Below are 25,897 nucleotides of genomic sequence, written 5' to 3' on the forward strand. Positions count from 1 at the left end.
GATTATGGGGCTCAGATGAGACGGGGGCAAGATCCGCCGAAGTTCTACCCCCTACACCCGCGGCGCAGGCTGGTTCGGGTCGACGAGGTAGCCGAGGCCGCGCACGGTCTGGATCAGGTCCACAGCGAGCTTCTTGCGGAGACGCCCGACGAAGACCTCGATCGTATTGGAATCCCTGTCGAAATCCTGGTCGTAGAGATGCTCCGTCAACTCGGCGCGGGAGACCACGCGGCCGGTATGGTGCATCAGGTAGGCGAGCAGGCGGTATTCGTGGCTCGTGAGCTTGATCGGGTTGCCGTCCACATAGACGCGGCCCGAGCGGGTATCGAGCACGACGGGCCCGCAGGAGATCTGGCTCGTGGCGTGGCCGGTGGCGCGGCGCAGGAGCGCGCGTACGCGGGCCATCAGCTCTTCCATGTGGAAGGGCTTGGTCACGTAATCGTCGGCTCCGGCATCGAACCCGTCGACCTTGTCCGACCAGCGGTCGCGGGCGGTGAGGATGATGACCGGCGTCTTGATGCCGGCGCGGCGCCATTTCTGCAGCACGGTGACGCCGTCCGCCTTTGGCAGGCCCATGTCGAGGATGATCGCGTCGTAGGGTTCGCTCTCGCCGAGATAGGCGCCCTCTTCGCCGTCGAAGGCCTTGTCGGCGACGTAGCCGGCCTCCTCGAGCGCGCTGACCACTTGCCGGTTGATGTCCCGGTCATCCTCGACGACGAGCAGACGCACTGCGATTCACTCCCAAGATGAGGCGGCGGTGAAGCCCCCGTCGCGGAGAACGATAGGCGCCCCCGCCTTTATTTGCCGATAACCCGTCCGGTGGTGGCATCCACCAACACGTGGACGAACTGTCCGTCCCGGCGCAAGGCCGTCAGGAGATAGGCGAGGCCCTCCCCGTGCCGGCAGAGCCGGGCGCGCTGGATCTCGGCCCGGGAGATCACCGTCCGGGCGGCACGGATCGCGGCCACCGGCTCGATCACCCGCTTGTCCGCCACCGCCTCGCGCAGGTCCGCCGGGCTGAGACAGCTCTCGCTCGGCGGGACCACGTGCATCGGCGCCGAGACCTCGGCCGTACCGGGCGTCATCGTCTCTTCCGCCAGCGTGCGAATCGGCCCCGTCGCGAAAGCCGCGACGGTCAGGCCGATGAACAGCAGGGCGAGGAGGATGCGCATGGGATGAGTCAATGGTCTTCGGGCACTGAATGCGCCCTGAATGCGGGTTCGGCCGGGCCCCGATCCCGAACGATCGGATCGTGGCGCGGCGAGATGAGAGCGGGCAAGCCGATCGTGCCCCCTCCGGTTCCCGAAACGGGCGGTCACGAGCGGCCTTCGCCGCGGAGAACCGGAGGTTGCAGGCTCGCCCGCAAAGCGATGCCGAGGAGGCGGTGACAATCGACGTGCTCAAGGGCGGCCCTGCGCAGGTCGGTCATCGAGAGCTCGAATCCGGTCTCCGCCGCCCGGAGGCGACCGGAGGCGGCGCGCAGGCGCGGGGAGGGCGGGAAGAAGCGGGCGAGACGGTTCATCGGGGTGATCTCCTACCACGGGCAAGGGGCACGAGGCGCGATGAGCGCCGCGCGGAGGGGAAAGCCTGGGCGTCATCGGCCCTCGTGGCGGGGTTCCGAGAGGCGGCGCAGGATTTCGTCGAACTTCTCCCGCGCCCGCTCGTCGCCGCGATCGACACCGCGTGAGATCTCGCTCGCGAGACGGGACAGGTCTTCGAGCACGCGTGTGCGGCTCTCGATGGCCAGAGCCACGGCCGAGTTCGCCTGCGAGGCCCGTTCCAGAGCCGTCGCCGTGGCGCCGGCCTCGCCAATCCGGGCTTCCTGCGCCCGGCCCACCTCCCGGTAGAGATGCAGGCAGGCGAAGCCGAGAAGGGCGGCGACGATCCAGCCCGCGCCCTCCTCCGAGAACAGCAGTCGGGCGGCTTCGAGCGCGATCCTGTCCATGGGAATCTTCCCTCCGCTGCCCCGAATCGGCTCACCCATCTGCTGCTTCAGGCAGAGCGCGTCCCTCTCCCCCTTGTGGGGAGAGGCTAGGAGTGGGGGTGGCTCCGCCAGCCTCCGTAAGCTGAGGGTCGCCCGACCACCCCCACCTCCAACTCCCCCCACAAGCTCGACGGATCTCGGGCAAGCCCGAGATCCGCTGGGGAGGAGGGCAGGGTGGCGCAGCCCGCGAGAAGTGTGACTATCGCAGCCCTCGGTCCACGGAACGCAGCTCAGACCGGGGACACCGTGCCCTGTCTCGCCCGCAGGGCGTCGAGGGCGGGGGGCAGGGTGTTGCCGGTCGTGGCCTCCTCATCGAGGGGCAGGCTGCGGAAGACCTTCTCCGCGAGCCCCTCCGCCCCGCCCGCCGCCGTCACCAGCCAGGCCGGCGCCTGGTCGAGGGCCCGTTGAACCGCGCGCGCGATCACGGCCGAGCCCACCGGCACCGACAAGGTCCGCCCGCGTACGGCGCCGGCCACGGCATTGATCGCGTAATCGCCGACATTGCGCACGAGACGCTCGATCAGGGTGGTCGTGATCAGGACCTGCAACGGGCCGGCGATCCGCGCCAATGCGGCGGTCGCCGCGGTGATCGCCAGGGGCACCAGGAAGGCGGTGACGATCTGGGCGAGGGCGATGGCGGCATCGCCCCAGGGCAGGAGGATGGCGGTTTCCGCCGTCGCCGCCATGCAGGGCGAGGCGGCGCAGGAGGAAAGCAGCACGGCAAGGCCGCCGAGGACGAGGAACGAGGGTTTCATGACGATCTCCGGGATGCGGCGGGGGAGCGGGCTTTTCGGGATCAGGCCCCTGGGCCGAACAGGGCCCGGAGGGACGCCGTGAACCGAGCCCAGGCACTTGCGGGCGCGACGCTCCGCTGCGGCGGCGCGGTCCGAATCGAGGGCGTGCGGGGGAGGGGGCGGCGCTCGGAGCCGACGGCCGGGCCCGTCACGAGTCCCGGCCCTGCTTCGGGTTGCTCCCGCGCCGCGCTCGCGGGCAGTGCGGTCGTCTCAGCCGGGCGCGGGATGACGGCGGGATCGGTGGAGCGGGCGCGCGGCAGGGAGGTCGCGTAGGGCGTACGGAACTGGTCGTATTCGGCCCTCCGGCGCGGGATCAGGGAGGCGGGCCGGTTCCACATCAAAATCGCCTCGGCGGCCCCCGCGCGGTCCCCGGCCTTCAGGCGGCGCACGACGGTCGAGCGCCGGAACGCGCCCTCGCCGATGTTGAAGCAGAGGGAGACCAGGGCATCGAAGGCATGGTCGGGCAGATCGCTTGGCACCACCGCCGCGACGGTGCGCACGAAGCGGCCGACATCGCGGGCGAAGACGGCGTCGCATTCCGCCGCGGTCAGACGCAGGCCCTGTGTCACCGCGGGCGGCCCCGCCGCGCTGGTATGGCCGATTCCGATGGTCCAGATGCCGACGGAATCGCGGTAGGCGTCGAGGCGCCGGCCTTCGCGGGCGACGAGCACGGCACTGCCGATGGCGCTGAGGTCCATGGTTCACTCCGGGTCTGGAACGGGGGAGGAGCGTCGTCCGGCGACGCGCGATCCGGGAGGACACCGCCCCCCGGGCGGTTCAGGGCACGGAGAGGCCCCAGAACGTCGTGTCGGCGGCGAGGATGCCGCCCTCGGCGCCGGCGAACTGCGCGAACACCTCCACGGTGTTGCCCGCCGCCAGGGCGAGGGTCGCCGTGAGGGCGAGGGTCGAGACGCCGTCGACCAGGCCGGTCACGCCCGCCCGGTGGCGCGGGGACGCCGCGCCGTTGCGGTAGAACCGGGCCTGGAGCGCGGTGGGCGCGGCGTTGCCGCTCTTGCGGAAGGCGAGGCCCGCGCCGAACGTGTAGGTGCCGGCCTCGGGGGCGACGAACCGGTTCGTCGCGGGCACGAACGCGCCCTGGTCGTTCACCTCGGCGGTGTTGAACGCCACCTTCGCCCAGGCGCCCGCCGGAATCGTCATGTCGGCGCCCATGGCGGCTGCGAACCGGGGCAGGTCGGTGAGGCGGGACCAGCGCGTCCCGTCATAGACCTTGAACGCGGTGGCGGTGCCGTCGAACAGGATCTGCCCGGGTGCGAGCCTTGCGCTCGGCGTGCCGGTGCGGGGGATGAGTTCGAGGGCGCCGTTGCCCCTGAACTTGACCACGGACCGGCGTGACCTCGTGCCGATGTCCGTCGTCTGGAAATCGACGAACGTGCCCTGCGCCGTGGCGGTGAAATCCTCTTCGGCGACACCGTTGAAGGTGACCATGTTGCCGGAGAACCCGCCCGCCGCATGGTAGCCACGGCCGAAGAAACCGAAGAACCGGTCTCCCGCGAGGATGCCCGTCGGGGCGGCCGGGGTGCCGCGGGCGATGCGCGTCGTGATGTTCACCACCGGCGCGCCCGGGCTGTAGCATTCGAGCTGGATCAGGGCGGCACTCGACGAGCCCGAGACGGAGACCGGAGCACCCGGCACCGGGCCGCCCGGCGACGCGGCCGAGCCGAAACCGACGAAGCCGTTATTCGCCTGGGCCCGCCAGGCATGGGCCCAGTTCGTCCCATCCGCCGAGACTTTCACGGACAGGCCATCGTCGGCGATCAGGCCGATCTCGGCGCGCGCCGAGAATCCGGTCTGGAGCAGCAGCGACAGGACGTTGGCCGTGGCCGCCTTGTTCAGGGCGAAGCGCAGGTCGCCGGTGCCGCCCTCCGCCGTGCCGCGCGCCGTCCACAGGGCCTTGTTGAGCTTGGCCGCGAACGGGTTCTCCGCATCCGCCTCGGTGCCGAGGCCGAGCAGGGCGAGGCTCTGCAGGGCCGAGATCGTGCGGGAGAGGGCGATCCAGGCGGCGCCGTCGAAACCATAGAACGCGTCCTCGTCGGCCAGATAGGCGAGCCACCCGGCCCTCGGCGCGAGGCCGTTCCAGACGCCGTCATGGAAATGGACGATGTGGCCGGACAGCCCGGTCCAGGCGCCGGCGGGCGCGGCGTCGGCGACGAGGTAGCGGTCGCCCTCGGCGGGCGAGGAGGGCGGGGACGTCTGGTCCTTGTCGAGGCAGGCGAGTTGCACGAGGGTATCGAGGGCCGCCAGGGCCTCGTTATGGGTCACGTGCTTTCCCGCCTGCCCCGCCGCGATCAGCGGCAGGGCGAGGTTGGCCGTCATCTGCGACATGGTGGAGCTCCGGATCGATGGGCGCTCAGGCGGAGCGCACGGGCAGGATGGCGCGGCGGCCGGGGCCGGGGCCGGTGAGGGCGCCGATCTGGGCGACGCTCACGTCGAGGCGGGTCTGCGTCGCGCCGAAATCGGCGCACTCGTCGGCGGCGAGGTAGAGGAGCACCGGCTCGGTCGTCCGGGCGGTCCTCAGGGTCGATCCGTCCGGCGCGTGGATCGCGACCTCGTAGGTCTCGCCCGCCTCGTCATGCGGAATCTCCACCGGCTCCCAGCCATCCGCGTCCCGCCGCGCCCGCCGGATCCAGGCGAGCCGGATCCCGTCCGCTTCGCGGCGCGCGGTCAGGTGCACTGGCGCGAGGGGGCGGAGCGGCAGCAGGCCGGCGCTCGCCTGCAGCTCGACATAGCTCGGATCGCCGGGGTCGCGGGCGGCCGGCCCGATCCGGTAGCGGAAGGGCCGGCCGGCCTCGTCGAGCCGCTCCACCAGGGGGACGACCGCCCCGTCGTCGAGGCGCACGACGAGGCAGCCGGCCGGATTCGCACGCCGGCTGAGATCCTCGCTCCCCATCAGGCCGCGCAGCAGGCGGCTGAGGCGGTAGGTGCCGGGCCCGATCAGCTCGGCGCCGGCCGCCGCGATGATCTCGACCCCGCCATCGCTGCCCACCAGGGCGAACAGGTTGCCGCCCGCCAGAACGTCGCTCTCCGCGATGGAGGAGAGGGCGCCGGCATGGCGCAGGCGCAGATCGAGCCGGGTCCCCCGGTCGAAGCGCCAGAGAGGTCCCGGCGGCAGCGGGGTCAGCGTCTCGCCGAGGCAGGCGGGGTAATCGACGATGCGGTGCAGGCCGAGCGGCCCGTCCGTGCCGGCGGAGCGCCAGACGGCCATCTCACCGGGCCAGGGATCGGCCGAGACGGCGAGATATTGGAGGATGGTCGGGCTGCCCCTGTCCACCGGCAGGTCGAGCACGCGGGCGAAGGGGCGCCCGGCCATGGATGGCGGCGGCCTGTGGGCTTTCCCGTCGGGGCTGCGATAGGCGTCGCGGCGGAACCCCTGGGCCGGGACCGCACGGGTCTCGATCCGCCGCGCGCCGGCACTGTCGGCGATGCGCACGATCCGGTGGGGGAGCCGGGCCCCGGGCAGGGCCAGGAGGTCGCCCGGCACCAGGTCGATCCGGCGCGGGCTCACCGCGAAACCCGCGCTGTCGCGCCCGGCAATGGCCATGTCGAGGAGCGCCTCGGCCAGCGCTTCCGCGCTCTCCCGTCGCGTGACGATGGGGGCGTCGGCGCTGCTCTCGCGCCGTCTCAGGCCGGTGGGACGGATCGCCGAGGCGCTGGCTTTCCGGTAATCCGCGCTCTCCCCGTCGCAGAAGCCGAGGGTGAGCGCGCGGGGCAGTTCGGATTCCTCGGCGCGGACGAAGCTCAACGGCGACCGGTCCCGCTCGGTGAGCACGAGATCGGCGGTCGCCAGGACGATCGGGCGCTCGCGGCGCGGGCCGCGAATGTCGAGCCTGCCGCCCACCGCCGAGACGTCGAGCCCGTAGATCTGGGCGAGCGGTTCCAGGGCGCCGCGCGCCGAGATCGGCCGGTCGATGACGTAGCCGTCGAGCCAGGCATCGGCGGCGATCCGGGCCGGCGCGGTGATGCCGAGATCGGATAGGATCGCGCGGATCAGGCGGTCGAGCTCCAGCCCCTCGATCCGTCCTGTGATCCAATGACCCAGGGACCAGTTCTCCGCATCCGCCCAGACCGTGTCGAAATCCGGGAAGGCCGGGAAGGGCCGCGCATCCCAGCACCAGACAAAGACCGACTCGGCGGCGACCATCGGGCCGCCATAGACGGGCGAGACTGGGTTGTGAGCCGGCTCGAAACCCGGCAGCGCCGCATCGAAGCGGGTCAGGATGGCGGTGAGGCCACGGGCCTGGATCAGGTCGTCGCGACGATTGGCCGAGAAGGGCGGCGCGGCGTTCTCGGAGGATTTCGCGTCGGGAAAGACGTTGGGGCCGTTGGTGCCCCTGTCCACGGCGGGCACGCCGATCTCGGTGAGCCAGATCGGCTTGGATCGGGGAATCCAGGCGGTGGTGCCGGTCTCGACCCCGCCGTCGCGTTCGCGATGCGGGTTCGACCACCAGGAGACGAGGTCCTTGGCCCGGTAGATCCAGGGCTTGGCCGCCGCGCCGTCGGTGATCGGCGTGCGCCGTTGCGCCCGCCGGTCGGCGTCGTCGGCATAGTACCAGTCGAACGCCTCGCCGGCCCCGAGGCGGCGCTTGAGATAGGCCGTGTCGTAGAGGCTGTCGGTCTCGGCGAGGTCGGCATGGTCATCGCCGTCGCGCCAGTCGCTGATCGGTGGGTAATAGTCGATGCCCACCGCCGCGATGGCGGGATCGGCGAACAGCGCGTCGAGGGGGAACCGCACGGTGGCCCCGCCGTCGCTGACATGGGCGCCGTATTCGGTCCAATCGGCCGCGTAGACCAGGGCCACGCCGGCCCCGAGGTGAGCGCGCACCTCCTGGGCCAGCGCCGTGAACGCCTCCACCGCCGGATAGCGCCCGGCCTCGCCCCGCACGCGGGTGAGGCTCGGAAACTCGCTGCCGATGATGAAGCCGGAGAGCGAAACGCCGTCGGCCGCCCAGCCGGCGGCGAGGTCGGCATAATGGAGAAGGAAACGGCGGTATCCGTCCGGGTTCTGGAAGAAGGCCGCGACCTGCGCGGACGCAGCGGCGGTCCCGTCCGGGCTTCCCGGCTGGCCGGGGGCCGGCGCGCAGGTGATACGGCCCCGCCAGGGATAGGGTGGCTGATGGGGCGCGCCCGCGTCGCGCGGATCGGGCAGGCCGTTGCCGGCGGGCACGTCCATCATCACGAACGGGTAGAGCACGACCTCGAGACCGCGGCGGCGCAACTCGGCGACGAGGCGGCCGAGCCCCGCATCGGAGGGCGTGCCGCCATAGGCCGCACCTCCCATGGGCGCGGTCGAGACCGTCTCCACCTCATCGCGGGTCAGCCCGGCGACGCTCCATGTGTCGCCGAGGGTCGCCTTGTCCGGCCGGTCGACCTTTGGCGTCACCGTGCATCGGCCCGCGCGCAGGTCGCTGCCGAACCAGCTCGCCACCACCGAGACGCGGGCGAGGCGCGGGCACAGGGCCTGGAGCGCGTCGAGGGAGGCGGTGACGTCGCTCGCCTCCTGGAACTGGAACCGGTTGGCGGCCCGCGTGGTGCCGAAACCCGCATCCTCGGTGACGAGGCGGGGGTCGAGGCCGAATTCCGTCGAGCCGGGAATGAGGCAGACGGCGCGGACCATCCCGGCGAGCCCCTCGACGGGGCGGATCACCTCGAAGGCCAGCTGCGGCACCCGGTTGCCGAACTCGGCGAGCGCCAGACGCTCGAACACCATATAGGCGAGGCCGCGATAGGCCGGGGCTCGTTCCGCGCCCTCCTTGGCGACGATCAACGGATCGGGCGCTTGGTCGGCCCCGCCCCGGTGCAGCCGGTAATTCAGGGTGGTGAGGTCGATCTCGCGGCCATCGGCCCAGACCCGGCGGACATGGGCGATCTCGCCTTCGCACAGCCCCACCGCGAGGTCGGCGAAATACGCGTAGGTCGTGGTCACGGTCTTCTGGCCGGCGCCGCCCTTGCCCCCGGACGCGGCGCGCTGGACGCTGGTATTGGCGACCTCCAGCGGGCGCGTCGCCCAGATCAGGGTTCCACCCACCTTGGCGCGGCCATAGACCCGCTTGATCGGCTCGCCCTCCGTGGAGGACAGCCCGGCCACATCGGTCAGGCGCGGGCCTTCGACGAAGCGCGGCCCGGCCCGCGCTCCGAACAGGGCGCTGTCGATCGCACCACCGGCCACGGCGCCGAGCGTGCCGAGCACGGCCCCGCCGATCGGCCCGCCGAGCGCGGTCCCCAGAGCCGCCCCGGCTGTCTGCAGGATGAGCGTGGCCATGCGGGAGGGCTCCGGGAGGGAGGGCTAAAGGATCAGGGACACTCGGTGCGCATCGCCTCGCCCCGCTCGCGGGGAGAGGGGCGTGTCTCCCCCTTGCCGGGGAGCACGTCGAGGCGGCAGCCGACGGTGAGGGGGCTTCTTCGGACGAGCCTCACTCGGAGCCGCCCCCTCACCCTCGCTCCGCTCGTCACAGGCACGACGAGGTGCCTGTGACCCTCTCCCCGCGTGCGGGGAGAGGGGGAAGCGCGCATCCTGTGCGCGGCGGGCCGCTCACGGCCGTTTCCGGAGTTCGATGGTTACACCGGTCGATGCGCATCGCCTCGCCCCGCCTGCGGGGAGAGGGACGTGTCTCCCCCTTGCTGGGGAGCACGTCGAGGCGGAAGCCGACGGTGAGGGGGCTTCTTCGGACGAGCCTCACTCGGAGCCGCCCCCTCACCCTCGCTCCGCTCGTCACAGGCACGACGAGGTGCCTGCGACCCTCTCCCCGCGTGCGGGGAGAGGGGAAGCGCGCCTGCCGTCTCGGCTTCCCGATATCAGGCCCCCGGAAACCGGAACACATGCGCCAGGTGACGGCGCCACCATCGCGTGAGGGTGACTTCCGTCACCGCCGCACCGTCATGGGCGTGGATCATCGTCCCATCCCCGCTCGCGATCGCGCAGTGTTTTGCCGGCAAATGAGAGCGGAAGGCGAAGAGCAGGGCGTCCCCTGGGGCCGGAGTGTAGCCGTTTAGAGGATCGCGCACGGCGGCGAGATGGCGGCGGGCGGCCTCCGCCATCGGGTCGCTGCCGGGGAGGGCGGATTCCGCCCATGAGGCCGAATAAGGCGGCGCGGTCTCTGGCTCCGGCCCGAGGAGCCCGCGCCAGATTCCCCGGACCAACCCGAGGCAATCGCAGCCGACGCCCTTGAGCGAGGCCTGATGCCGGTAGGGCGTGCCGATCCAGGCCCGTGCCTCGGCGACGATCCGATCGGAGCTTCGCATGAGCAAGTCCTTTGCCGGCTCAACGGAACAGGCTGCTGCCGTCGAGGGCGGTACTGGAACCCGGGATGGCGCTGATGACGAAGTCGTTGCCGGGCATGTGCGGGAATCCCTGGAAGTTCACCGCATTGGCGAAGACCGCCGCACAGGTGGCGAGGCGCTTGTCGCAGCCGGCCGTCAGAGTGAACCGGTCCCCGGCGGCCATGGCGCGGGGCGGCTCCTGCCAGAGTTCGATCAGGACGCCGCCCTCGGCCTGCCGGTGCGCCCGGACGTCGTTGGCGAGGCCGGCATTCGCGCCCGAATCCCAGCTGAGCCGTCCGCTCGTGAAGGCGCCCTCGGCGAAAATCCCCGCCAGGGTGGCCGGCATCTCGCCCGGTGTCGCCGGCGCGAGAACGGTCCCGGTGGTGCGGTAGCGCGGGTCGGCGAGATCGACGCGGCAGCGTGCATCGCCGAGATCCGCGCCGCAGGTGGCCCGGAAGGTCCGGCCGCGCTCCGCGTCGAGGCGGTCCATCAACCCGCGCACTTCCGCCACGAAGGCGGTGCCCGCCCGGCGGATCTCGCCGATGGTCCCGACATCGAGGAGGAGCCGCGTCCCCGGATCGGTCCAGTCCACGAGCCAGGTCTCGATGCCGGCCGCGTCGTAGAGTCCACCCGCCACGTCCGCGTCGGCGATGCCGAGCGAGGTCAGCGCCCCGGCGACCTCGCAGCCGCCCACCGCGAAGCCGAGCTCCGCGCTCGCCTCGGCGGCCTCTAACCCCGAGCGCGCCGCGAAGGTGATGCCGGAGAAGGCGAGGTCGCGGTCATGGTCGGTGAAGCCGAGGGTGAGGCCGTCGCGCCGGGTCAGTGACCAGCAATGGCACAGGGTGGTGGACCCGCCGGCGAGATGCGCGGCGAGGGCGGCGGGGATGTCGCGCATGAATCCAAGCTCCGGTCAGGGCACGATCTCGACGAGCGGCACGTTCGGGATCTCGCCGGCGCTGAAGGCCTGGAGGTCCACGCTGAGATCGTCGGTGTCGAAGCGGACGGGCACGTCGAACCAGAACCCCGCCGTCACCGGCGCGCCCTGGGCGGGGGGCGTCGCCAGGGTCACGAGGCCCGTGGTGCCGTCGCAGATGAAGGCCGAGGGCGGACGCTCGACACCGGCCACCGCCACCCGCACCGTCTCCGCCACCGGCTTGGCGATGAGGCGGCGATAGGGCAGCGGCCCGGTGCCGTAAGTCTTGGCGAGGGGAAACACCCGCGTCGCGCCGTCGCCGAGACCGAGAGGCTGGTCGCCCGGCCCCACCGCCTGGCTCGGCGGCCCCGAGCGATGGTCGATCCTGTCGCGATAGCGGAAGCCGTAGAGGCGTCCGCGTCGTTCTTCGAAGAAGGCCAGGACCGCATGCAGGGCGTCGAGGGTACGGATGCCGAGGCCCGCATCGTAGCGCCGCCGCGAATCGGCCCACCGGCTGTTGCGGTGCTCGCGCCCCGAGGCCAACGTCACGATCTCGGTGAGCCGGCTCGGCCCTCCGCTGCCGCGCAGGGCTACGTCGAGGGGAAAGCGGACCTCGTGGAAATCACCGGCCATGGCGGGCCTCCCTGGATGGTTTTCGGGACGCGCGTGGTTCGTTCAGGACGCGCGCCTTCCGCGCGCTACGGCACGGGCGAGGGCGGCGGCCACCTGGGCCTCGGAGCGGCGGAAGCTCTCCGCATCCGGCGTCGCGATGTGGACGGTGACGGTGGCGGGCTGCCCGGAGGCGCCGCCGGCGACCCCGAGCCGCCCGTCGCTGCCGCGCGCGAGGGGCAGGATCGCCTCCGGCCCGGCCTCGCCCATCAGGCCCGTCCCGTCGCGCATCGGGAAGTAGGTGGGCGCGGCCACGACACCGCCGCTGGCGAAGGGGCGCACCCGGCCGCCAGCGATCACGCCGCCCTTCGCGAAGGCCGCGCTCGATGCGCCGGAATTGATGAGGCTCTTCACCAGGGATTCGATGCCGCCCTTCACCGGATCGAGGACGGCCTTGCCCGCCATACCGGCGAGCTTGGTGACGAGGGATGTCAGCGCCCCATCGAGTTGCTTGGCCGGGCCGACCGTGCTGATGAAGGCCTTGCTCAGGCTGTCGCCGAACTTCTGGGCCAGATTGTCCAGGGTACCGAGTTGCTTTGCCTGCGCGGCTATGGTGCGGTCTGTCTCGGTCTCGGCCATGCAGGCCTCCGTTCAAGGATCGGGATAGGCATCCATCAGCCGCCGCAGGTCGGCGGCGCTGGCCGCGTCGCGGCGGCTAGAGCCTCCGAGTGCGGCCATCAATTCGCGGGGCGTCGCCGCCCAGAAGTCGCGCGGGCTCCAGCGCAGGGCGTTCAGGCCCAGGGCCATGGCCTCGTCCCACGGGAAGGCGGAGGGAGCCTCCGGCGCGATCCCGCCCGTGGGGCTCAAGGGTCCGGCGTCTCGGCCCCGAAGGCGGCGGCCAGGGCCTCGCCGAGGGCCGTGGCGATGGGCTCGATCCCGCCCGAGAGCGGCAGCCGCGCCACTGCCGCATCGTCGAGGTCGTGGCCGCCGCCGCGCAGGGTCGCGCCGAGGAGCGCGATGAGGTCGCGGCTGGCGAGGCGGCCTTCGGCGAAGCGGCCCGCGAGGCCGGTGAGATCGGAGGCGCCGAGCGCCTCCTCCAGCTCGGCCAGGGCTCCCAGGGTGAGGCACAGGGTGTAGCGCCGGTCCCCGATCGCGACGGAGACCTCTCCGCGTCTGCGGTTGGCCATCACAGGCCCGTAAAGGTGAGAGGCCCGGCCGACTCGAGGGCCATGTCGAAGGTCACCTCGCCGGCATGATCGCCACGATATTCCAGGCTGGTGATCTGGAACAGGCCCTGGATCGTGCCGAAGGCCGGCACCACGACCTGCAGCGTGTCGATGCTGCCGTCGAAGAACATCTGGCGCAGGCGCGTATCGGAGGCCTCGTCGCGAAAAACGCCCGAGCCCGAGACGGCCGCGCGGCGCACCCCCGCCCCGGCCAGCAGCTCGCGCCAGCGCCCGACGGATTCGGCGCTCGTCACGTCCACGGTCTCGGCGTTGAAGGCGAGCTGCCGGGCGCGCAGGCCGGCCACCGCCGTGAACCCCGTTCCCTCGCTGATCCGGATGAGGAGGTCCTTGCCTTTCTGGGCACTCATGGGGTCGCTCCTTAAAGCGGGTTAGCAAGAGAGGTCGCCGGTTCTGCGGAGCAAAGCCGGCTCAGGAGGTCGGCAGCTGCTCGGTGACGGCCTGGAGGGTGAGGATGGCGCGGGTCTCGCCGCTGCGCTCGTCGCGGGCGCAGGCGAGGGATTCGACCCGCAGGACCGAGAGCGCATGGCCGGCGGGAGAGAGCAGCGCCTCGTGCAGCAGGGCGGCGGCCCGGCCGGCGGCCTCGATGGCGCCGCGGCTGGAGCCGGGTCTGGCGAACAGGATCAGCCCGAGCCGATGGGTATGGCGCAGCGCGCCGTCGACGGAATCGTCCCGCATCTCGGCGGGGCCGAACAGCGCGTAGACGGGCGCCGCGCCGCGCGGCGGCTCGTCATGGATGCGGACCTCGCCGCCCATGAGCCGGCCGAGCTCCGCGTCGCCGCTGAGGACGGTGAGGATGGCGGCCCGCAGGGCGAGGAGCGGGTTGGCCGGAAGGGACAGGGCGTCGCTCACGTCAGGCCCCCGTCGCTTCGATCAGCTCCTCGACCTCGCAGACGAGGTCGCGCCCGCGCCCGTCGGGATCGCCCGTCGCGCGGATGGCGAAGCGGCGCGAGCCGGAGACGAGCCGCATGGCGGGCGTGACGTCCGCCCGGTAGGCGAGGCGGATGCGGTGGGTCGCCACCGCATCCGAACGGCCGCCGCGTGTACGCTCGGCATGGCCGGTGGAATCCAGCGTGCCCCACAGGAGCGGGCCGGCCACGAACCGGCGAAGGTGCCCGCCGAACCCGTCCGGGTCGTCGACGAAGCGTTCGAGCACGTAGCGGCGTCGCCGCGCGCCGATGGGCGGATGCGTCATGACAAGGCTCCGGACGTTACGGTTAAAGGCGCATCCGGCGGTGCGGCGCGACGAGCGCCTCCACCATCGGGGTGAGGGTCACCGGCAGGTCGCCGCGATGCTCGAACCCATGCGCCGCCACGAGCCGGATCGCCTGGGCGAGGGCAGGAGGGATCGGCAGACCCGCTCCGCCATAACCGGCATCGACCTCGATCAGGGCGGCGGCCCGGTACAGGGCGGGAAGGGCGGGCGAGACGATCAGCCCCGGCGCTTCCACCGTATCCGGCGCGAGGCGGACGAGGCCGGGGGCGAAGTCCGTGACGGTGCCCGTCGCATCCACCGAGCCGGCGCTCGCCAGGGCGACGAGGGGGCTCAGGGGAAGGGGTACGAACCGGTCCCGGGGCCAGGCCGTGAGCATCACCCGGTAGCGTCCGGGCGCCAGGATGCGCCGCGTCGCGAGCTCCACCATGGCGCGGGACGAGGCGATCAGGCCCTCCACCAGCGCATCCTCCGCATCGTCGTCGGGGTCGAGCCGCAGGTGGGCGCGCATGTCCGCCAACGTGACCGGCTCGACGATGGCGGCATCGACGCGTAACGGGATCATCGTCGTCTCCGGGTGGGACGGTGAAGGGGATGGGCGGAATGGATCTCGACATGCGGTCTGCGGGTATCGCGCTGCTGCTCGGCCTCGCCGCCGGGCCGGCCGGTGCCGTGGTCGGCGGCCGGGAGGCGCCGGATTCGGCCGGCTCGGCCGTGATGGTGCTGTCCTCGAACGGCGGCGTGTGCACCGGCATCGTCGTGGCGCAGGATTCGGTGCTGACGGCGGGCCATTGCGTGGCGGCGGGCTCCCGCCAGGGCGGCGCGGAGCACCGGGTGCATTTTCGCGACGAGGCGGGCCAGCCGGTGCTCGTCGATCTCGCGGCCCGCGCGGTTCATCCAGGCTACGATGCCGGCGCCATCGCCGGGCGTCGGCGCTCCATCGATCTGGCCCTCGTCCGCACCGCCACGCCGCTTCCCGGCCGCTTTCGCCCCACCCGGTTGAGCGCTGCGCTGCCGCGCGCCGGCGAGAGCCTCGTCCTCTCCGGCTACGGGGTGTCGAAACCGGGCGAGCCGCGCACCACCGGCACCTTCCGCAGCGCCGTCCTCCCCGTGGTCGAGCCCTATGGGCAGAGCCGCATCCTGGTCTGGATGAAGCCGTCCGGCGGCGCATCCGGCGCTTGCCAGGGCGATTCCGGCGGGCCGATCGCGGATGCGCCCGGAGCGCCGCCGCTGGCCGTCTCCGCCTGGGTCGGGGGCGGCGCTTGCGGGGGCATCTCACAAGGCGTCCTGCTGGGGCCGCAGCGCGACTGGATCGACCGGACCCTCGCGGGCTGGGGCCGCTCCGCAGGCTGGTCCGCCCCCTGACGCCGCTCTGCCTCAGCGACGGAACCGGAGCTTGGCCGAGGGATTGCCTTACGCTAGGCTTCATTCCAGGGACGTCCGGGGCTCATGCCGGGCGCGGGAGAGACACGATGTTCACGACCGCGCTGCGAAGGGTCGCCGTCACGGCGCTGGTCGGTCTCGTCCCGGCTCCGGCGCTCGCCGTGATCAACGGCGAAGTCTCCCGTGATCCCAATGGGTTGCGCGCCTCGGTGGTGCGCATCGAGAGCACCGAGGGCGAGATCTGCTCGGGCACCCTCATCGGTCCCGATCTCGTGCTGACCGCCGCGCATTGCGTCATGCACCAGGCCGGCTACAGCGTCGTCGCCGTCGACCGGTCGTTCCGCCAGCGCCGCATCTCCGCCATCGCGGCGTCGATGCATCCCGATTTCGTGCCCGGCACCACGCCGGAGGATCAGCCGGGCATCGATCTGGCCCTGATCAAACTGTCCGAGCCCCTGGGGGCCGATTTCCAGCCCCTCGATCCGCGCGGCGGCGGGGCCATCGGCACCGGCGAGTCGGTGGACATCGCCGGCTTCGGCGTGGTGGCCGAGAACCGCCGCAACACCGCCCGCACCCTGCGGCAGGCGCATCTCGTCTCCATCGGCTCACTCCAGGTCGCCAACACGGTCACGGTGGTGACGGACCGGCGCAAGCTCGCCGAGACGGCGGGAGCCGGCGCCTGCCTCGGCGATTCCGGCGGGCCGATCCTGCGCGGCGGTCCGGGCGGTTACCAGATCGTCGGCGTGGTCAGCTGGTCGAGCGGCGCCATGCGCCAGGACAAGCGCGCCCGCACCGCCTGCGGCGGCTTCACGGCGGTGACCCCCACCGGCCAGCATGCCGGCTGGATCACCTCCCGCGCCGCCGAGATGGCCCAGCTCTCCCCGAGCGAAGCCCCCGCGAGCTTCCGCCGCTCCAACCGCTCGGATTGGATGGCGCGGCCGGGACGGCGGTGAGGGGCGGAGCGTCGATTCTCTTCAGAATCGGCGTTCGTTCGTCGGCGTCATGCCTTGAAACGAGCCTCGGGGACGCGCTCAACGGAGGTGGGCTTTGACTGTGGACGGCCTCGGTCGTCACCGGTCTAGGTGGCCTCGCCGGGCGCAGTGTCTGTCCTCGGCGCTCCGCAGCCCTCCGGCCTCTGGATCAGTTGTGACCGTTCTGCGTCCAATGGATATTGGCGTCCAAGATGGACTCGTTCTCCGAGTGCAGACGCTCAGCTGATCCCGCGATGTGCTGAGCCACCACTTGGTGAGCGGTCTCGGCAGGAATCCCCGCTCGTGTCAGGTGCTCGACGAGCCGCGCACTGGCCTCCTGTGATGCGACGTGCTGCGCCTTCAGGTAGGCGATCGGGCTTACGGCTGACATTTGCGGCTCCATGCTGGGTTGCAGGGCTGAACGTCTCGGAGCGTCCCTGGCAATGGTGACGATGGGTATCTGGAAATCACAACCGGGCGTACCATCCACGGTTCGCATGAGATAAGCGAATAATCGGTTAAATCATTCTTTCGATAGCGCCGTTTGGTACGTGGCGATAGAGGAAAAGTTCCTTCTCCTCAACATCTTGCCCTCTGGTGACTCGCACCCGACGCGAATGTCAGGGCCGCTCCCCGGCGATGCGCCACACGGGATGTCGCGTCGCTTCAAAGGATTCGAGAGATGCGCTTGCGGAGGCTGCCATGACACGCATAGGTAGCATTCACGCGTCTCCCTTCGAATTGCAAGTGCGCCACGATGTCAGCCTCGCTCAGTTTCGGCACAATTGTCGCGCGCATTTTCCCCAACGGAACGCGCTCCTTCTTTTCGGACAAAGGACATGAGGGATGGCCTGCCGTGCCGGACTACCCGGCGGATCTGTTTGCCGTCGCCGCCTATCTTCTGGAGACGGCGGGCGCCTACCACTATCTCGTGCCCCGAGACGAACCTGCGAATTGGAGTGCGTCGGCCCTGCTGATGGACCTCGACGAGCATGCCGAATGGGTGAAGTCCGGGCAGACATGGATGGGCCATGCCGCCGTTCCGGAACTGGTGACGCGCTTATGGAGCGAGGTCGGTAAATGTGCCGGCCACCCGGTCTTCGTCGAGCATCGCCCTCATGCGCCCCCTGCCGAGTGGTGGCTTCCGGCCATCGGTCTCCTCGTCATCGCAGACGAAGCCTGTGCCGATCTCGGATACGGAACGACCCGCGAGGTCGTCCCTTCCGGGAGCGCGGCGACAAGCTGGGTCTACGATGCCTGGTACAGCTCGCAGGAATGGATCTACCAGAGCCTGCTGGAGAAGGCGCAAGCCCACATCACGTACTTTCCCCAGCACTCGACCGTCTGCATGCAGGCCGATCCAGACGTGGTCTGCGTTCAACCCAAATCGCGCACACCTCCGATGGGCTGCACGCTCCGGACCTTCAGTCACAACCTCGCGACGCTCCCGCCTCGCGGGATCGTCCGTGCGTGCTGGCAACGGCCGCCCGGACCGCTGAGGTCCGATGACGACGACGCGCTCAACCTGCTCTTGATCCCCTACCCATTCCAGATCTCGGCCCAGTGGTTCAAGGGACACGTTCGCCTGACCCCCGAGGACGCCGATCGTTCGGGGGGCACGAATACGACGCCCTGGGGGTGGTTCGAGCTTCAGCAGCAATGGTTGAATGGGCGCAGGCAGCCGCGGGGAATGACCCGGCGCGACGCTCTCATCGCCTTCACGATCAAGCTCATCGAACGGTCGATGGAGGATGTCGGCCATCTCCACGGCGTGGTCTTTCCCGAGTTCGCGCTCGACTGGCCGATCTACGAAAGGATCGTCAAGGCTATCGCCACCCGCTTTCCATCCATCGAATTTCTGGTCGCGGGATCGAGCATGAACTGCAAGGGTGAGGTCGCGAACGTCGCGCTCTCGAGCGTGTTCAAGTCCAGCAATCCCGATTGGCTTGCGCGCACGATCACGACGAGTCGTTCGAAGCACCATCGCTGGCGCCTCGATGAATCGCAGATCTCGACCTATGCCCTGGCCGCCGCCCTCGATCCTCGCGTGACGTGGTGGGAGAAGACGATGGTCCCCAAACGGGAAATCCACGTGAACGTGTTTCGTGAAGCATCGACGTTCACCACGATGATCTGCGAGGATATGGCCCGGGTCGACCCCTGTCATACCGTGCTGCGTTCCATCGGCCCGAGTCTCGTCTTCGCGCTGCTCATGGATGGGCCGCAGGTCCCGGAGAGATGGCCCGCGCGCTACGCCACCGTGCTGGCCGACGACCCTGGGTCGTCCGTCCTCACCTTCACCTCCCTTGCCCTGATCGAGCGTGCGAACCGCACCGGCCGCAAGGACGGGTCCCGGTCCGTGGCGCTGTGGAAGGAGGATACGGGGAGGACCGTGGCGATCCCCTGCCCGGACGGACATCATGGCGTGGTCCTGACCCTTTCGGGATATCGCACCACGGAAGCCACGTTCGACGGACGGCAGAACCGCGATGGACGGGCATGGCGGTTCCATGGGCAGCAGCCCGTCAAGCTTCGCCCGACGAGACCCGGTGACGAGGCGATGATCGCCCTCGTCACCGGGGCCACCTGAGGAGCGCGCCCCCCTCTCACCGCCTCGGTTGCGACTCGGCGGGGCGAGCGTCAGCCTCCTATCGCCGGAATGTCGTGGCGGACCGCCCCCCGGTGACCGGCCGACCCGCCCCGTTGCCTCACGCGAATTTCAGCAGCTTGATCGCGTCGAAATCCTGCACGCCGCCGCCGACGCGCTTGGTCGTGTAGAACAGCACGTAGGGCTTGGCCGAGTAGGGGTCGCGCAGGACGCGCAGGCCGGCGCGGTCCACCACGAGATAGCCGCGCTTGAAGTCGCCGAAGGCGATGGACAGGCTGTTGGCCGCCACATCCGGCATCGCTTCGGCCTCGGCCACGGGGAAGCCGAGGAGGGTCGCGATCCTGTCGGCCGAGACCGGCGGCTGCCACAGGTAGTTGCCGTCGGCATCCTTCATCTTGCGGATCGTGCTCTGGACCTTGCGGTTCATCACGAAGCTGGCGTTCTGGCGGTAGCCGGCCCGCAGGGCATAGACGAGGTCGAACAGCACGTCGGACGGGTTGGCGCTGGGGAAGGCCCCGGCCGCGCCCGTGGCGACGAAGCCGAGCTTGCCCGGTACCCAGGCGGAATTCTCGACGTTGTCCACGCTGAGGAAGCCGCGCGGGCGGCTGACCCCGTTGCCGGTGACGAAGGCGACGCTTTCCTGTTCGGCGAAGACGGTCTCCACCTCGTCGGCGAGCCAGGCGTCGATATCGACGATGGCGTCGTCGAGGAGCGTCTGGGTCGCCGCCGGCATGGCGTAGAGCTCCATGGCCGGGAAGCTCAGTTCAGAGAGGGACGGAGCGTCCGTCTGCGGCCGCGCCGCGGTCTCGGCGACCCAGCCCGAGACCGCATCGGTGGTGGAGACGGCGCGCTTGTAGAGCCCGCCCGAAATGGTGCGCACCGTGGCGAGCGCCCGGATCGGCGAGAGGTTGGCGAGCCGCTTCAGCACGTCCCGTTCGATGGCCTGCGGCACGAGATAGCCGCCATCGGGGCCGGAGCCGGCGGAGAGCACCTTCTCCTCCAGGCGCTTCAGCCCGCCGCTCTCGCCCGCCCGGACATAGAGGTCGAAGGCGGCCTTGTGCTCCACGGAAGCCGGGTCCGGACGGGTCGGCCCGTCCCCGCCCAGGGGCGGACGGCGGCCGTCGAGGGTGAGGCGGTCGAGGCGGGTGCGCGCCGAGTCGAGGGCCGCGTCGATGCGGGCGAGCTTCTCCTCGGTGAGGACATCGCCCGAGCGGCGCCCCTCGAGTTCGGCGAGCCGGCCGTCATTGGTCTCCTTGAAGGCCTCGAAGGCGCGGGAAAGCTCGCCCATCGCGGCGCCAACTTCGGCGTCGGAGGCGGGGCGCGCCGCTTTGTTTTCCAGAAGGGCGTGGTTTTCCAGAAAGCCATGCGGATCGGCCTTGGTCTCCGGGGCGCTCGGCGAAACGTGAACACTCATGCGAACCTCGTCTGCTGGGTGAAGGGGGAAGGGGCGGAGGCCGTCCGGGGGGACGGCGCGCCACGCGGCGCGAGCCGGTGCGCGAAAGCGCGCAACTCGCGGGCGAGGGGCGTCACCGTCCCGTGCGGCGCGGGCGCCGGGCAGGAGTGGGAAGGTGACGAGGGAAATCTCCCAGAGGTCGATGGCGAGCAGGCGGCGCAGGCCGCCGCGCTGCGGGCTCGACCGCAAGGTGCGAAAGCCGATGGACAGACCGTCGAGGCCGCCCCCGCGCATCAGCGCGTCGACCTCGCGCCCGCGCTGGACGGCGAGGTTGATCAGCCCCTCCACCCGCAGGCCGCGCGTATCCTCGCGCAGGGAGAGCCACCGCCCGATCGGCTCGGCCGGATCGTGCTGGAACAGCATCCGCACACCCGCGGCCCCGCGCTCGCCGAGGCTCGCCGCGAAGGCGCCGGCGGACACGACGTCGTTGCCGAGATCGGGTACGCCGAACAGGCTGGCATAGCCGATGAAATGGCCGTCCATGGAGGGCTCCCGAAGGGTGGGGTGACTGGGGTGAGGCGGTGGGATATCCTCATCATGCCGAGGATATCCCGGAGGTGCGTGTGCCGCTCTACATCAAGGACGACGAGACGGCGGGCCTCGTGGTGAAGCTCGCGAAAGCGTCCGGCGTCACCAAATCCGAGGCCGTGCGCCGGGCCGTCACGGCCGAACTGAACCGCCTGACCCCTCCGGTGCCGCTGCGCGAACGCCTCGCCGCCTTGAGGGCCCGTCATCCGCTGCCGAAGCCCACCGGGCAGGCCGCCGACAAGGCCTTCTTCGACGACCTGAGCGGAGAGTGACGCTCTTCGTCGATGCCTCCGCCCTGATCGCGATCATCGCCGGCGAGGCGGAGGCCGACGCATTCGCGGATATCCTGGAGACCGATCCCGACAGGCTGTGTTCGGCGCTCTCGCTCTGGGAAACCATCGCGGGCCTCGTGCGCAGCTACGCCTTCACGGTCGAGGCGGCCCGCGAACGGGTTCGCCTGACTTGCGAGGAGGCGGAAATCCGCCTCGTTCCGATTGCCGGGCGTGAGTTCGAACTCGCCGTCGAAGCCTATGAGCGCTTCGGCAAGGGCCGGCATCCGGCGTCCCTCAACATGGGCGATTGCCACGCCTATGCCTGCGCGAGAGCCCATCAGGCGGTCCTGCTGTTCAAGGGCGAGGATTTCACCCTCACGGATATCGTTCGGGCCGGACCTTCCGGCTAAGCCACCGGCCCGATCGACGTGACACCCGAACCGTCGCGCCCCGATCGAGACGATGGTCCGGGTTGGCAATATCCGCCCGGATACACCAAGATTTCGCTTTCCTGATCGCAGATCAGTGACATTATTCGACTTCGATCGACTGCGAATCGGAAACGGGGGATCATCATGAGCTTGAGCGTTAAGCTATGCATTGCATCCGTTCTGCTGTGCCTGCTTGGTCCGATCCCGGCCTCGGCCGCGGATCCCACTGCCGATGCCCAGGCCGCGGCGGCCCGCTGGGACAAGACCTACAATTCCGGCGACATGGACAGCCTCAAGGCCCTCTACGCCACCGATGCGATGGTGATCCCGAAGGGCGCAGCGGTGTCCGGCGCCGACAAGATCGGCGCCTTCTTCGCCGGGCTGAAGGCGAAGGGGTTCGAGGAGCACGCGATCAAGGTCAACTCGGCGCAGATGAAGGGGGGCGTTCTCCTCGTCACCGGGCGCTGGTCCATGTCCGGCCCCGGCGAGGGGGGCGCGAAGAAGACGTTCGAGGGCAACTGGGTCAACGTCCTGGAGCGCGAGGGCAAGGACTGGCGCACGGTGCTGCACACCTGGAACTGACGAACCTATAGCGCCGTCCCGTAGCCCACGGCCTCGCGTTTCTCCGCCTCGGTGAGGAAGTCCGCCGCCTGGACCCGGCGCCAGAGTGATTCCCGCTCCGGCGCCAGGGCCTCGATGGCGTCGAGATCGGGCTCCAGGCGGGCGGGGCCGAAGGCGGGTTCCAGCCATTGGGCGAGGCTCTCGGCGGTGCGGCGCGCCAGCGGGATCACCGTCTGCCGGTAGAAGGCGCGGTTGGCCTCGGCGTAATTGGCGTGGGTGTTGTCGCCCGCGAGGCCGAGCAGCAGGGGCGGCACGCCGAAGGCCAGCGCGATCTCGCGGGCGGCGGCGGCCTTCGCCTCCACGAAATCCATGTCCTTCGGCGAGAGCGAGAGCGGCTTCCAGTCGAGGCCGCCCTCCAGCAGCAGCGGCCGCCCGGCATTGGCGGCGCCCTGGTAATTCGCCTCCAGCTCGCCCTTGAGGCGGGTGAATTGCGCGTCGCTCAACGTCGCGCCGGTGGAGGTGGCATAGACCAACGCCCCGGAGGGCCGGGCGGCATTGTCGAGGAGCGCCTTGTTCCAGGCCCCGGCGGCGTTGTGGATGTCGAGCGCCACCGCCGCCGCCTCCATCGGCGACAGGCCGTAATGATCGTCGGCCGGGTGGAACAGGGTGAGGTGGAGGATCGGCGGCACGCCCTCGCGGGTCTGGTCGTGCCGCAGAACCCGCCCGCCGACGGTATGGTCGTAGGCGATGGGCCATCCATCGGGGCCGGGCACCACCCGCATCCGGTCGGGACGGAGAGCGTGGAGTTCGCGCGGGCTGCCGTCGAGGCTCAAGGCTTCGAGATAGGCGTTCCCCGAGACCATCAGGTGTCCGTAGAGCGTCTCCAGCAGGCGGGCGCCGCCCTCGCGGGCATTCGGCCGGGCGAGGAGGGCGAGGAGCGGATGCGGCCCCGCCCGGTCCGTCAGCACCAGGGGCAGCGCCGCGGCGGCCTCCGCCACCAGCCGCACCGCCCGGTGGACGATGGCGTTGCGCTGGAACCCCTCCCGCGCCAGCGCCCCGTAATCCCGCGCGGTCCAGACCGCCCGGCCCTCGCCGTAGAAGGCGATGCCGAGGCCGGAGACCGGCGCCGCCTTGGTCTCGGCCACGGGAAAGGCGGCCCGCGCGAGGCGGGCGAGGAGGTTCGGCATGGGACTGTCCTGACTCGATCAGTTCTGGTCCGAAAGGCCTGTGCGCGGTCCCTTCTCCCCGCATGCGGGGAGAGGGCCGCGACGACCTTGTCGTCGACGCGGCGAGGCGGCAGCCGAGGGTGAGGGGGCGCGTCCGAACGAGCCATACCCGGAGAGACCCCCTCACCCTCGCCCTAGCGGGCTCACGTCGCCTCCCGGCAAGGGGAGGACGACGTCCTCTCCCCGCCCGGCGGGGAGAGGGGGACCAGCCTCTTTTGAATAGGGACGTGCCCTCAGGCTGTTGGACCCGAAGGCCGTCGCTCATTCCCGTCTCCCCGCCCGGCGGGGAGAGGGGGGCGCGCTCACATCCGCCGGATCCGTGGCTCCGCCCTCTGCCCCAGCATCAGGTGGGTCAACGCCCAGACGAGGGCGTCGAGGCGGTCGGGCGAGGCGCCGCTGGAGAGGCCGCCCGGCCCGAAATCGCAGAGCTCGTCCTCGAGCGCCGGCAGGCTGCCGACATGGTGGACGCGGCCCTGCGCGTAGAGGACCGAGACCGGCTCGGCCCGCAGATACTTGCCCCGCGTCGCCCGCACCGGGATCACCGGCACCGAGGCGTCGACCTCGGCGATGACCGCGATGGCCATCTCGCCGCCCTGGTTGACCTCGACCACGAGGCTGTCCGCCTCCAGGCGGTGATAGAGCGCCAGGGCCGCGCCGGCCCAGGCCTGCGGGCTCGCCCGGCCCAACGTGGCGTCGGCGACCACATAGGCATGCCCGTCCGGCCCGAGCCCGGCGGCGACGATCCCGCAGGCATCGGCCCCGGCCTTCGAGGAGGCGGGCGGGTCCACCGCCACGGCGATCCGCCGAAGCTCCGGCATCCCGTCCCGCCGCGCGGCCTCGATCCCCTCCCGCGTCCAGAGCGCGTCGGGCCGGTCCTCGATCAGCTCGCCGTCGAGCTCCTGCCGCCCGAGCCGCGTGCCGGCATAGCGCCCCACCACGGCGTCGAGGAAGGACGGCGCGAGGTTGGCGGCATTGTCGGCGGTGCGCGACCGGCTCACCACCGTGAGCGGGTCGGAAAGGATGCGGCGGATCAGCGGGATCGGCCGGGGCGTGGTGGTGACGAGGTTGCGCGGCCGCTCACCGAGGCGCAGGCCGAACTGGATCATGTCGTAGGTGGCGTCCGGCCGGCGCCATTTGGCGATCTCGTCGGACCAGGCGGCGCCGAATTGCGGCCCGCGCAGGGAATCCGGCTCCTCGGCGGAGAAGGCCATCGCCACCGCGCCGTTGGCCCATTCGAGCCGCCGCCGCGAGGGCGCCCAATGCGGCCGCGCCCCGGAGAGCGCCAGCAGGCCGGACGGCCCCTCGATCATCACGTCGCGCACGTCGGCATAGGTCTCGCCGATGAGGGCGATGCGGCCCACCGCCCGGGCGCAGAAGGCGGGGTCGCCCGTGGCCAGGGCCCGCACCCATTCGGCCCCCGTGCGGGTCTTGCCCGAGCCGCGCCCGCCGATCACCGCCCAGGTCGTCCAGTCCCCCCGCGACGGGCAGGGCGGCAGCTGGTCGGTCCGGGCGTTATGGAGCCAGTCCGAGGCCAGCGCCCGGATCAGGTGCGGCGGCAGGCTCGCCAGGAAGCCCGGCATCCGGCCGCTCGCCGAGGCATGCCGCATAGCGCGCCGCGATTGCCGCGCGCAGGGCGGGCAGGTCGCTGTCATCGGCCGGGGGGCGGGACGTCTCAGAAGCCCCGTCCGCAAGGTTGCGCTGCGCATCGCTCCGCTCCCGGTCTTCGCTAGAGAGGTCGTCGAGCAGCCGTTTCAGGCCGCCGAGGTCGCGCAGCACCTTCGCGGAATCGAGCGCGGGCGGCGTCTCGCCGCTCAGGGCCGCGTCGAACCGCGCGATCTGGCGGCCGATATGGGCGCGCAGGGCCTCGCCCAGATTGTCCATCACCCGCGCCGCCGGAGGGGCCGCCCCGGCCTTCGGCGGGCGCGGCGCCGGGCGGGCGCGCGGCCTGCGCTCGAAGCCGCAGGCCCGGAACAGGGCCGGCGCGCCGGCGACGGTGCCGCCCAGCGCCAGAGCCAGCGTCGCGGGCTCGATCTCCATCATCCCGTAGAGCGTCTCCACGGCGCGCCGCCGCGCGGGCGCCCAGGCTCCGGGGTCGAGCCGACGCGCTACGTCGCTCACCCCCTCGCGCCAGCCATGCTGGCGATTCCACGTGCTGACCGTCTGGGCGCGGACCCCTGTCCGCTCCGCGATCTCGCGGCTCGTCATGCTCGTCGTCCGCATCAACTGCTCGACGAGTTTTCGTGTTTCCAAGGGAAGCTCCATCTCGCTGCCCCTCTCGTCACACTTCTTGAGCGTTCCTCATTGATATAGAAGGAGCGTCACGGCGTCAATCATAAATTCCTATTTTAGGAGTTTTAGGCGGACTCTTAGGGGGAAGGCGCGGCGGCGGTGGGAAGCCTGACGTTCGGTCGCGCCTGCCCTCGACTCATTGC

The 25,897-nt window shown here is 71.0% G+C and carries 29 protein-coding genes and 1 pseudogene; 6 read left to right on the forward strand and 24 right to left on the reverse strand.

The features are described 5' to 3' along the window. Nucleotides 1–51 precede the first annotated feature (51 nt). The 18 genes from ACYQR9_RS05350 to ACYQR9_RS05435 all read right to left on the reverse strand — a co-directional run bounded on the left by ACYQR9_RS05350 (nt 52) and on the right by ACYQR9_RS05435 (nt 14,597). Nucleotides 52–729: a response regulator transcription factor gene (locus ACYQR9_RS05350; RefSeq protein WP_056143225.1), complete on the reverse strand. Its 678-nt coding sequence runs from the start codon at nt 727–729 to the stop codon at nt 52–54. Between the two features lie 68 nt (nt 730–797). Beyond that, complete coding sequence (locus ACYQR9_RS05355) at nt 798–1,172, reverse strand: PepSY domain-containing protein (protein WP_056426845.1); 375 nt, start codon at nt 1,170–1,172, stop codon at nt 798–800. A gap of 143 nt (nt 1,173–1,315) precedes the next feature. Then, nucleotides 1,316–1,522 (reverse strand): hypothetical protein, encoded by a 207-nt coding sequence (locus tag ACYQR9_RS05360; protein WP_461228929.1) that lies wholly within the window; start codon nt 1,520–1,522, stop codon nt 1,316–1,318. Between the two features lie 72 nt (nt 1,523–1,594). Further along, the gene (locus ACYQR9_RS05365) at nt 1,595–1,945 is read right to left on the reverse strand and encodes a hypothetical protein (protein WP_461228930.1); all 351 of its coding nucleotides are present in this window, start codon (nt 1,943–1,945) and stop codon (nt 1,595–1,597) included. Nucleotides 1,946–2,214: 269 nt separating this feature from the next. Next, complete coding sequence (locus ACYQR9_RS05370; RefSeq protein WP_461228931.1) at nt 2,215–2,739, reverse strand: hypothetical protein; 525 nt, start codon at nt 2,737–2,739, stop codon at nt 2,215–2,217. A gap of 41 nt (nt 2,740–2,780) precedes the next feature. Then, complete coding sequence (locus ACYQR9_RS05375) at nt 2,781–3,476, reverse strand: lysozyme (RefSeq protein ID WP_461228932.1); 696 nt, start codon at nt 3,474–3,476, stop codon at nt 2,781–2,783. 79 nt (nt 3,477–3,555) lie between these two features. Then, nucleotides 3,556–5,121 carry a DUF2793 domain-containing protein gene (locus ACYQR9_RS05380; RefSeq protein WP_461228933.1) on the reverse strand — a complete coding sequence of 522 codons (1,566 nt, stop codon included), beginning with the start codon at nt 5,119–5,121 and terminating at the stop codon, nt 3,556–3,558. A 25-nt stretch (nt 5,122–5,146) separates the two neighbouring features. Continuing rightward, complete coding sequence (locus ACYQR9_RS05385; protein WP_461228934.1) at nt 5,147–9,055, reverse strand: baseplate multidomain protein megatron; 3,909 nt, start codon at nt 9,053–9,055, stop codon at nt 5,147–5,149. Nucleotides 9,056–9,588: 533 nt separating this feature from the next. Further along, the gene (locus ACYQR9_RS05390; RefSeq protein ID WP_461228935.1) at nt 9,589–10,035 is read right to left on the reverse strand and encodes an NlpC/P60 family protein; all 447 of its coding nucleotides are present in this window, start codon (nt 10,033–10,035) and stop codon (nt 9,589–9,591) included. 19 nt (nt 10,036–10,054) lie between these two features. Further along, nucleotides 10,055–10,948 (reverse strand): DUF2163 domain-containing protein, encoded by an 894-nt coding sequence (locus ACYQR9_RS05395; protein ID WP_461228936.1) that lies wholly within the window; start codon nt 10,946–10,948, stop codon nt 10,055–10,057. Nucleotides 10,949–10,963: 15 nt separating this feature from the next. Next, nucleotides 10,964–11,599, reverse strand: a complete 636-nt coding sequence (locus ACYQR9_RS05400; RefSeq protein WP_461228937.1) for a phage distal tail protein, Rcc01695 family — start codon at nt 11,597–11,599, stop codon at nt 10,964–10,966. Between the two features lie 42 nt (nt 11,600–11,641). Then, nucleotides 11,642–12,214: a phage tail tape measure protein gene (locus ACYQR9_RS05405; RefSeq protein ID WP_461228938.1), complete on the reverse strand. Its 573-nt coding sequence runs from the start codon at nt 12,212–12,214 to the stop codon at nt 11,642–11,644. A gap of 12 nt (nt 12,215–12,226) precedes the next feature. Next, on the reverse strand, nt 12,227–12,442 hold the full coding sequence (locus ACYQR9_RS05410) for a phage tail assembly chaperone (protein ID WP_461228939.1): 216 nt from the start codon (nt 12,440–12,442) through the stop codon (nt 12,227–12,229). After that, nucleotides 12,439–12,762 (reverse strand): gene transfer agent family protein, encoded by a 324-nt coding sequence (locus ACYQR9_RS05415; protein ID WP_461228940.1) that lies wholly within the window; start codon nt 12,760–12,762, stop codon nt 12,439–12,441. Before ACYQR9_RS05415 ends, ACYQR9_RS05410 begins: the two co-directional genes overlap by 4 nt. Further along, entirely contained in the window at nt 12,762–13,169 is a 408-nt protein-coding gene (locus ACYQR9_RS05420) for a phage major tail protein, TP901-1 family (RefSeq protein ID WP_461228941.1), read from the reverse strand. The genes ACYQR9_RS05415 and ACYQR9_RS05420 overlap by 1 nt, the downstream gene beginning before the upstream one ends. Nucleotides 13,170–13,230: 61 nt before the next feature. After that, complete coding sequence (locus tag ACYQR9_RS05425) at nt 13,231–13,671, reverse strand: DUF3168 domain-containing protein (RefSeq protein ID WP_461228942.1); 441 nt, start codon at nt 13,669–13,671, stop codon at nt 13,231–13,233. Nucleotide 13,672: 1 nt separating this feature from the next. After that, the gene (locus tag ACYQR9_RS05430) at nt 13,673–14,014 is read right to left on the reverse strand and encodes a phage head closure protein (protein ID WP_461228943.1); all 342 of its coding nucleotides are present in this window, start codon (nt 14,012–14,014) and stop codon (nt 13,673–13,675) included. A 22-nt stretch (nt 14,015–14,036) separates the two neighbouring features. Further along, the gene (locus ACYQR9_RS05435) at nt 14,037–14,597 is read right to left on the reverse strand and encodes a head-tail connector protein (RefSeq protein ID WP_461228944.1); all 561 of its coding nucleotides are present in this window, start codon (nt 14,595–14,597) and stop codon (nt 14,037–14,039) included. A gap of 50 nt (nt 14,598–14,647) precedes the next feature. Here ACYQR9_RS05435 and ACYQR9_RS05440 point away from each other — a divergent pair, with 50 nt between their 5' ends. Together ACYQR9_RS05440 and ACYQR9_RS05445 are read left to right on the forward strand one after the other, a co-directional pair. After that, nucleotides 14,648–15,397, forward strand: coding sequence for a S1 family peptidase (locus tag ACYQR9_RS05440; protein WP_461228945.1), 750 nt, complete (start codon nt 14,648–14,650; stop codon nt 15,395–15,397). Nucleotides 15,398–15,504: 107 nt separating this feature from the next. Then, nucleotides 15,505–16,368, forward strand: a complete 864-nt coding sequence (locus ACYQR9_RS05445) for a S1 family peptidase (protein ID WP_461228946.1) — start codon at nt 15,505–15,507, stop codon at nt 16,366–16,368. A 187-nt stretch (nt 16,369–16,555) separates the two neighbouring features. Here the strand turns inward: ACYQR9_RS05445 and ACYQR9_RS05450 are convergent, their stop codons facing one another. Then, nucleotides 16,556–16,777: a hypothetical protein gene (locus ACYQR9_RS05450; RefSeq protein ID WP_156467747.1), complete on the reverse strand. Its 222-nt coding sequence runs from the start codon at nt 16,775–16,777 to the stop codon at nt 16,556–16,558. 465 nt (nt 16,778–17,242) lie between these two features. Between ACYQR9_RS05450 and ACYQR9_RS05455 the strand changes: the two genes are divergently transcribed. After that, nucleotides 17,243–18,976 (forward strand): hypothetical protein, encoded by a 1,734-nt coding sequence (locus ACYQR9_RS05455; RefSeq protein ID WP_461228947.1) that lies wholly within the window; start codon nt 17,243–17,245, stop codon nt 18,974–18,976. Between the two features lie 118 nt (nt 18,977–19,094). Here the strand turns inward: ACYQR9_RS05455 and ACYQR9_RS05460 are convergent, their stop codons facing one another. Beyond that, the gene (locus ACYQR9_RS05460; RefSeq protein WP_461229737.1) at nt 19,095–20,408 is read right to left on the reverse strand and encodes a phage major capsid protein; all 1,314 of its coding nucleotides are present in this window, start codon (nt 20,406–20,408) and stop codon (nt 19,095–19,097) included. Nucleotides 20,409–20,591: 183 nt separating this feature from the next. Further along, a pseudogene (locus ACYQR9_RS05465) lies at nt 20,592–20,930 on the reverse strand (HK97 family phage prohead protease); the annotation flags it as partial. Between the two features lie 74 nt (nt 20,931–21,004). On the opposite strand from ACYQR9_RS05465, the gene ACYQR9_RS05470 reads away from it, so the two are divergent. The 3 genes from ACYQR9_RS05470 (at nt 21,005) to ACYQR9_RS05480 (ending at nt 22,260) form a co-directional block, all read left to right on the forward strand. Beyond that, nucleotides 21,005–21,247 carry a type II toxin-antitoxin system VapB family antitoxin gene (locus ACYQR9_RS05470; protein ID WP_311276565.1) on the forward strand — a complete coding sequence of 81 codons (243 nt, stop codon included), beginning with the start codon at nt 21,005–21,007 and terminating at the stop codon, nt 21,245–21,247. After that, nucleotides 21,244–21,657, forward strand: a complete 414-nt coding sequence (locus ACYQR9_RS05475; RefSeq protein WP_311276564.1) for a type II toxin-antitoxin system VapC family toxin — start codon at nt 21,244–21,246, stop codon at nt 21,655–21,657. The genes ACYQR9_RS05470 and ACYQR9_RS05475 overlap by 4 nt, the downstream gene beginning before the upstream one ends. 165 nt (nt 21,658–21,822) lie before the next feature. After that, nucleotides 21,823–22,260 carry a YybH family protein gene (locus ACYQR9_RS05480; protein ID WP_461228948.1) on the forward strand — a complete coding sequence of 146 codons (438 nt, stop codon included), beginning with the start codon at nt 21,823–21,825 and terminating at the stop codon, nt 22,258–22,260. 5 nt (nt 22,261–22,265) lie between these two features. Here ACYQR9_RS05480 and ACYQR9_RS05485 read toward each other — a convergent pair whose 3' ends face one another. From ACYQR9_RS05485 to ACYQR9_RS05495, 3 genes are all read right to left on the reverse strand, one after another. Further along, entirely contained in the window at nt 22,266–23,426 is a 1,161-nt protein-coding gene (locus tag ACYQR9_RS05485) for a phage portal protein (RefSeq protein WP_461228949.1), read from the reverse strand. A 341-nt stretch (nt 23,427–23,767) separates the two neighbouring features. After that, the gene (locus ACYQR9_RS05490; protein WP_461228950.1) at nt 23,768–25,045 is read right to left on the reverse strand and encodes a DNA-packaging protein; all 1,278 of its coding nucleotides are present in this window, start codon (nt 25,043–25,045) and stop codon (nt 23,768–23,770) included. Then, entirely contained in the window at nt 24,978–25,715 is a 738-nt protein-coding gene (locus ACYQR9_RS05495; protein WP_461228951.1) for a hypothetical protein, read from the reverse strand. The genes ACYQR9_RS05490 and ACYQR9_RS05495 overlap by 68 nt, the downstream gene beginning before the upstream one ends. Nucleotides 25,716–25,897: the final 182 nt, after the last annotated feature.

The organism is Methylobacterium sp. CM6241 (assembly GCF_054817845.1).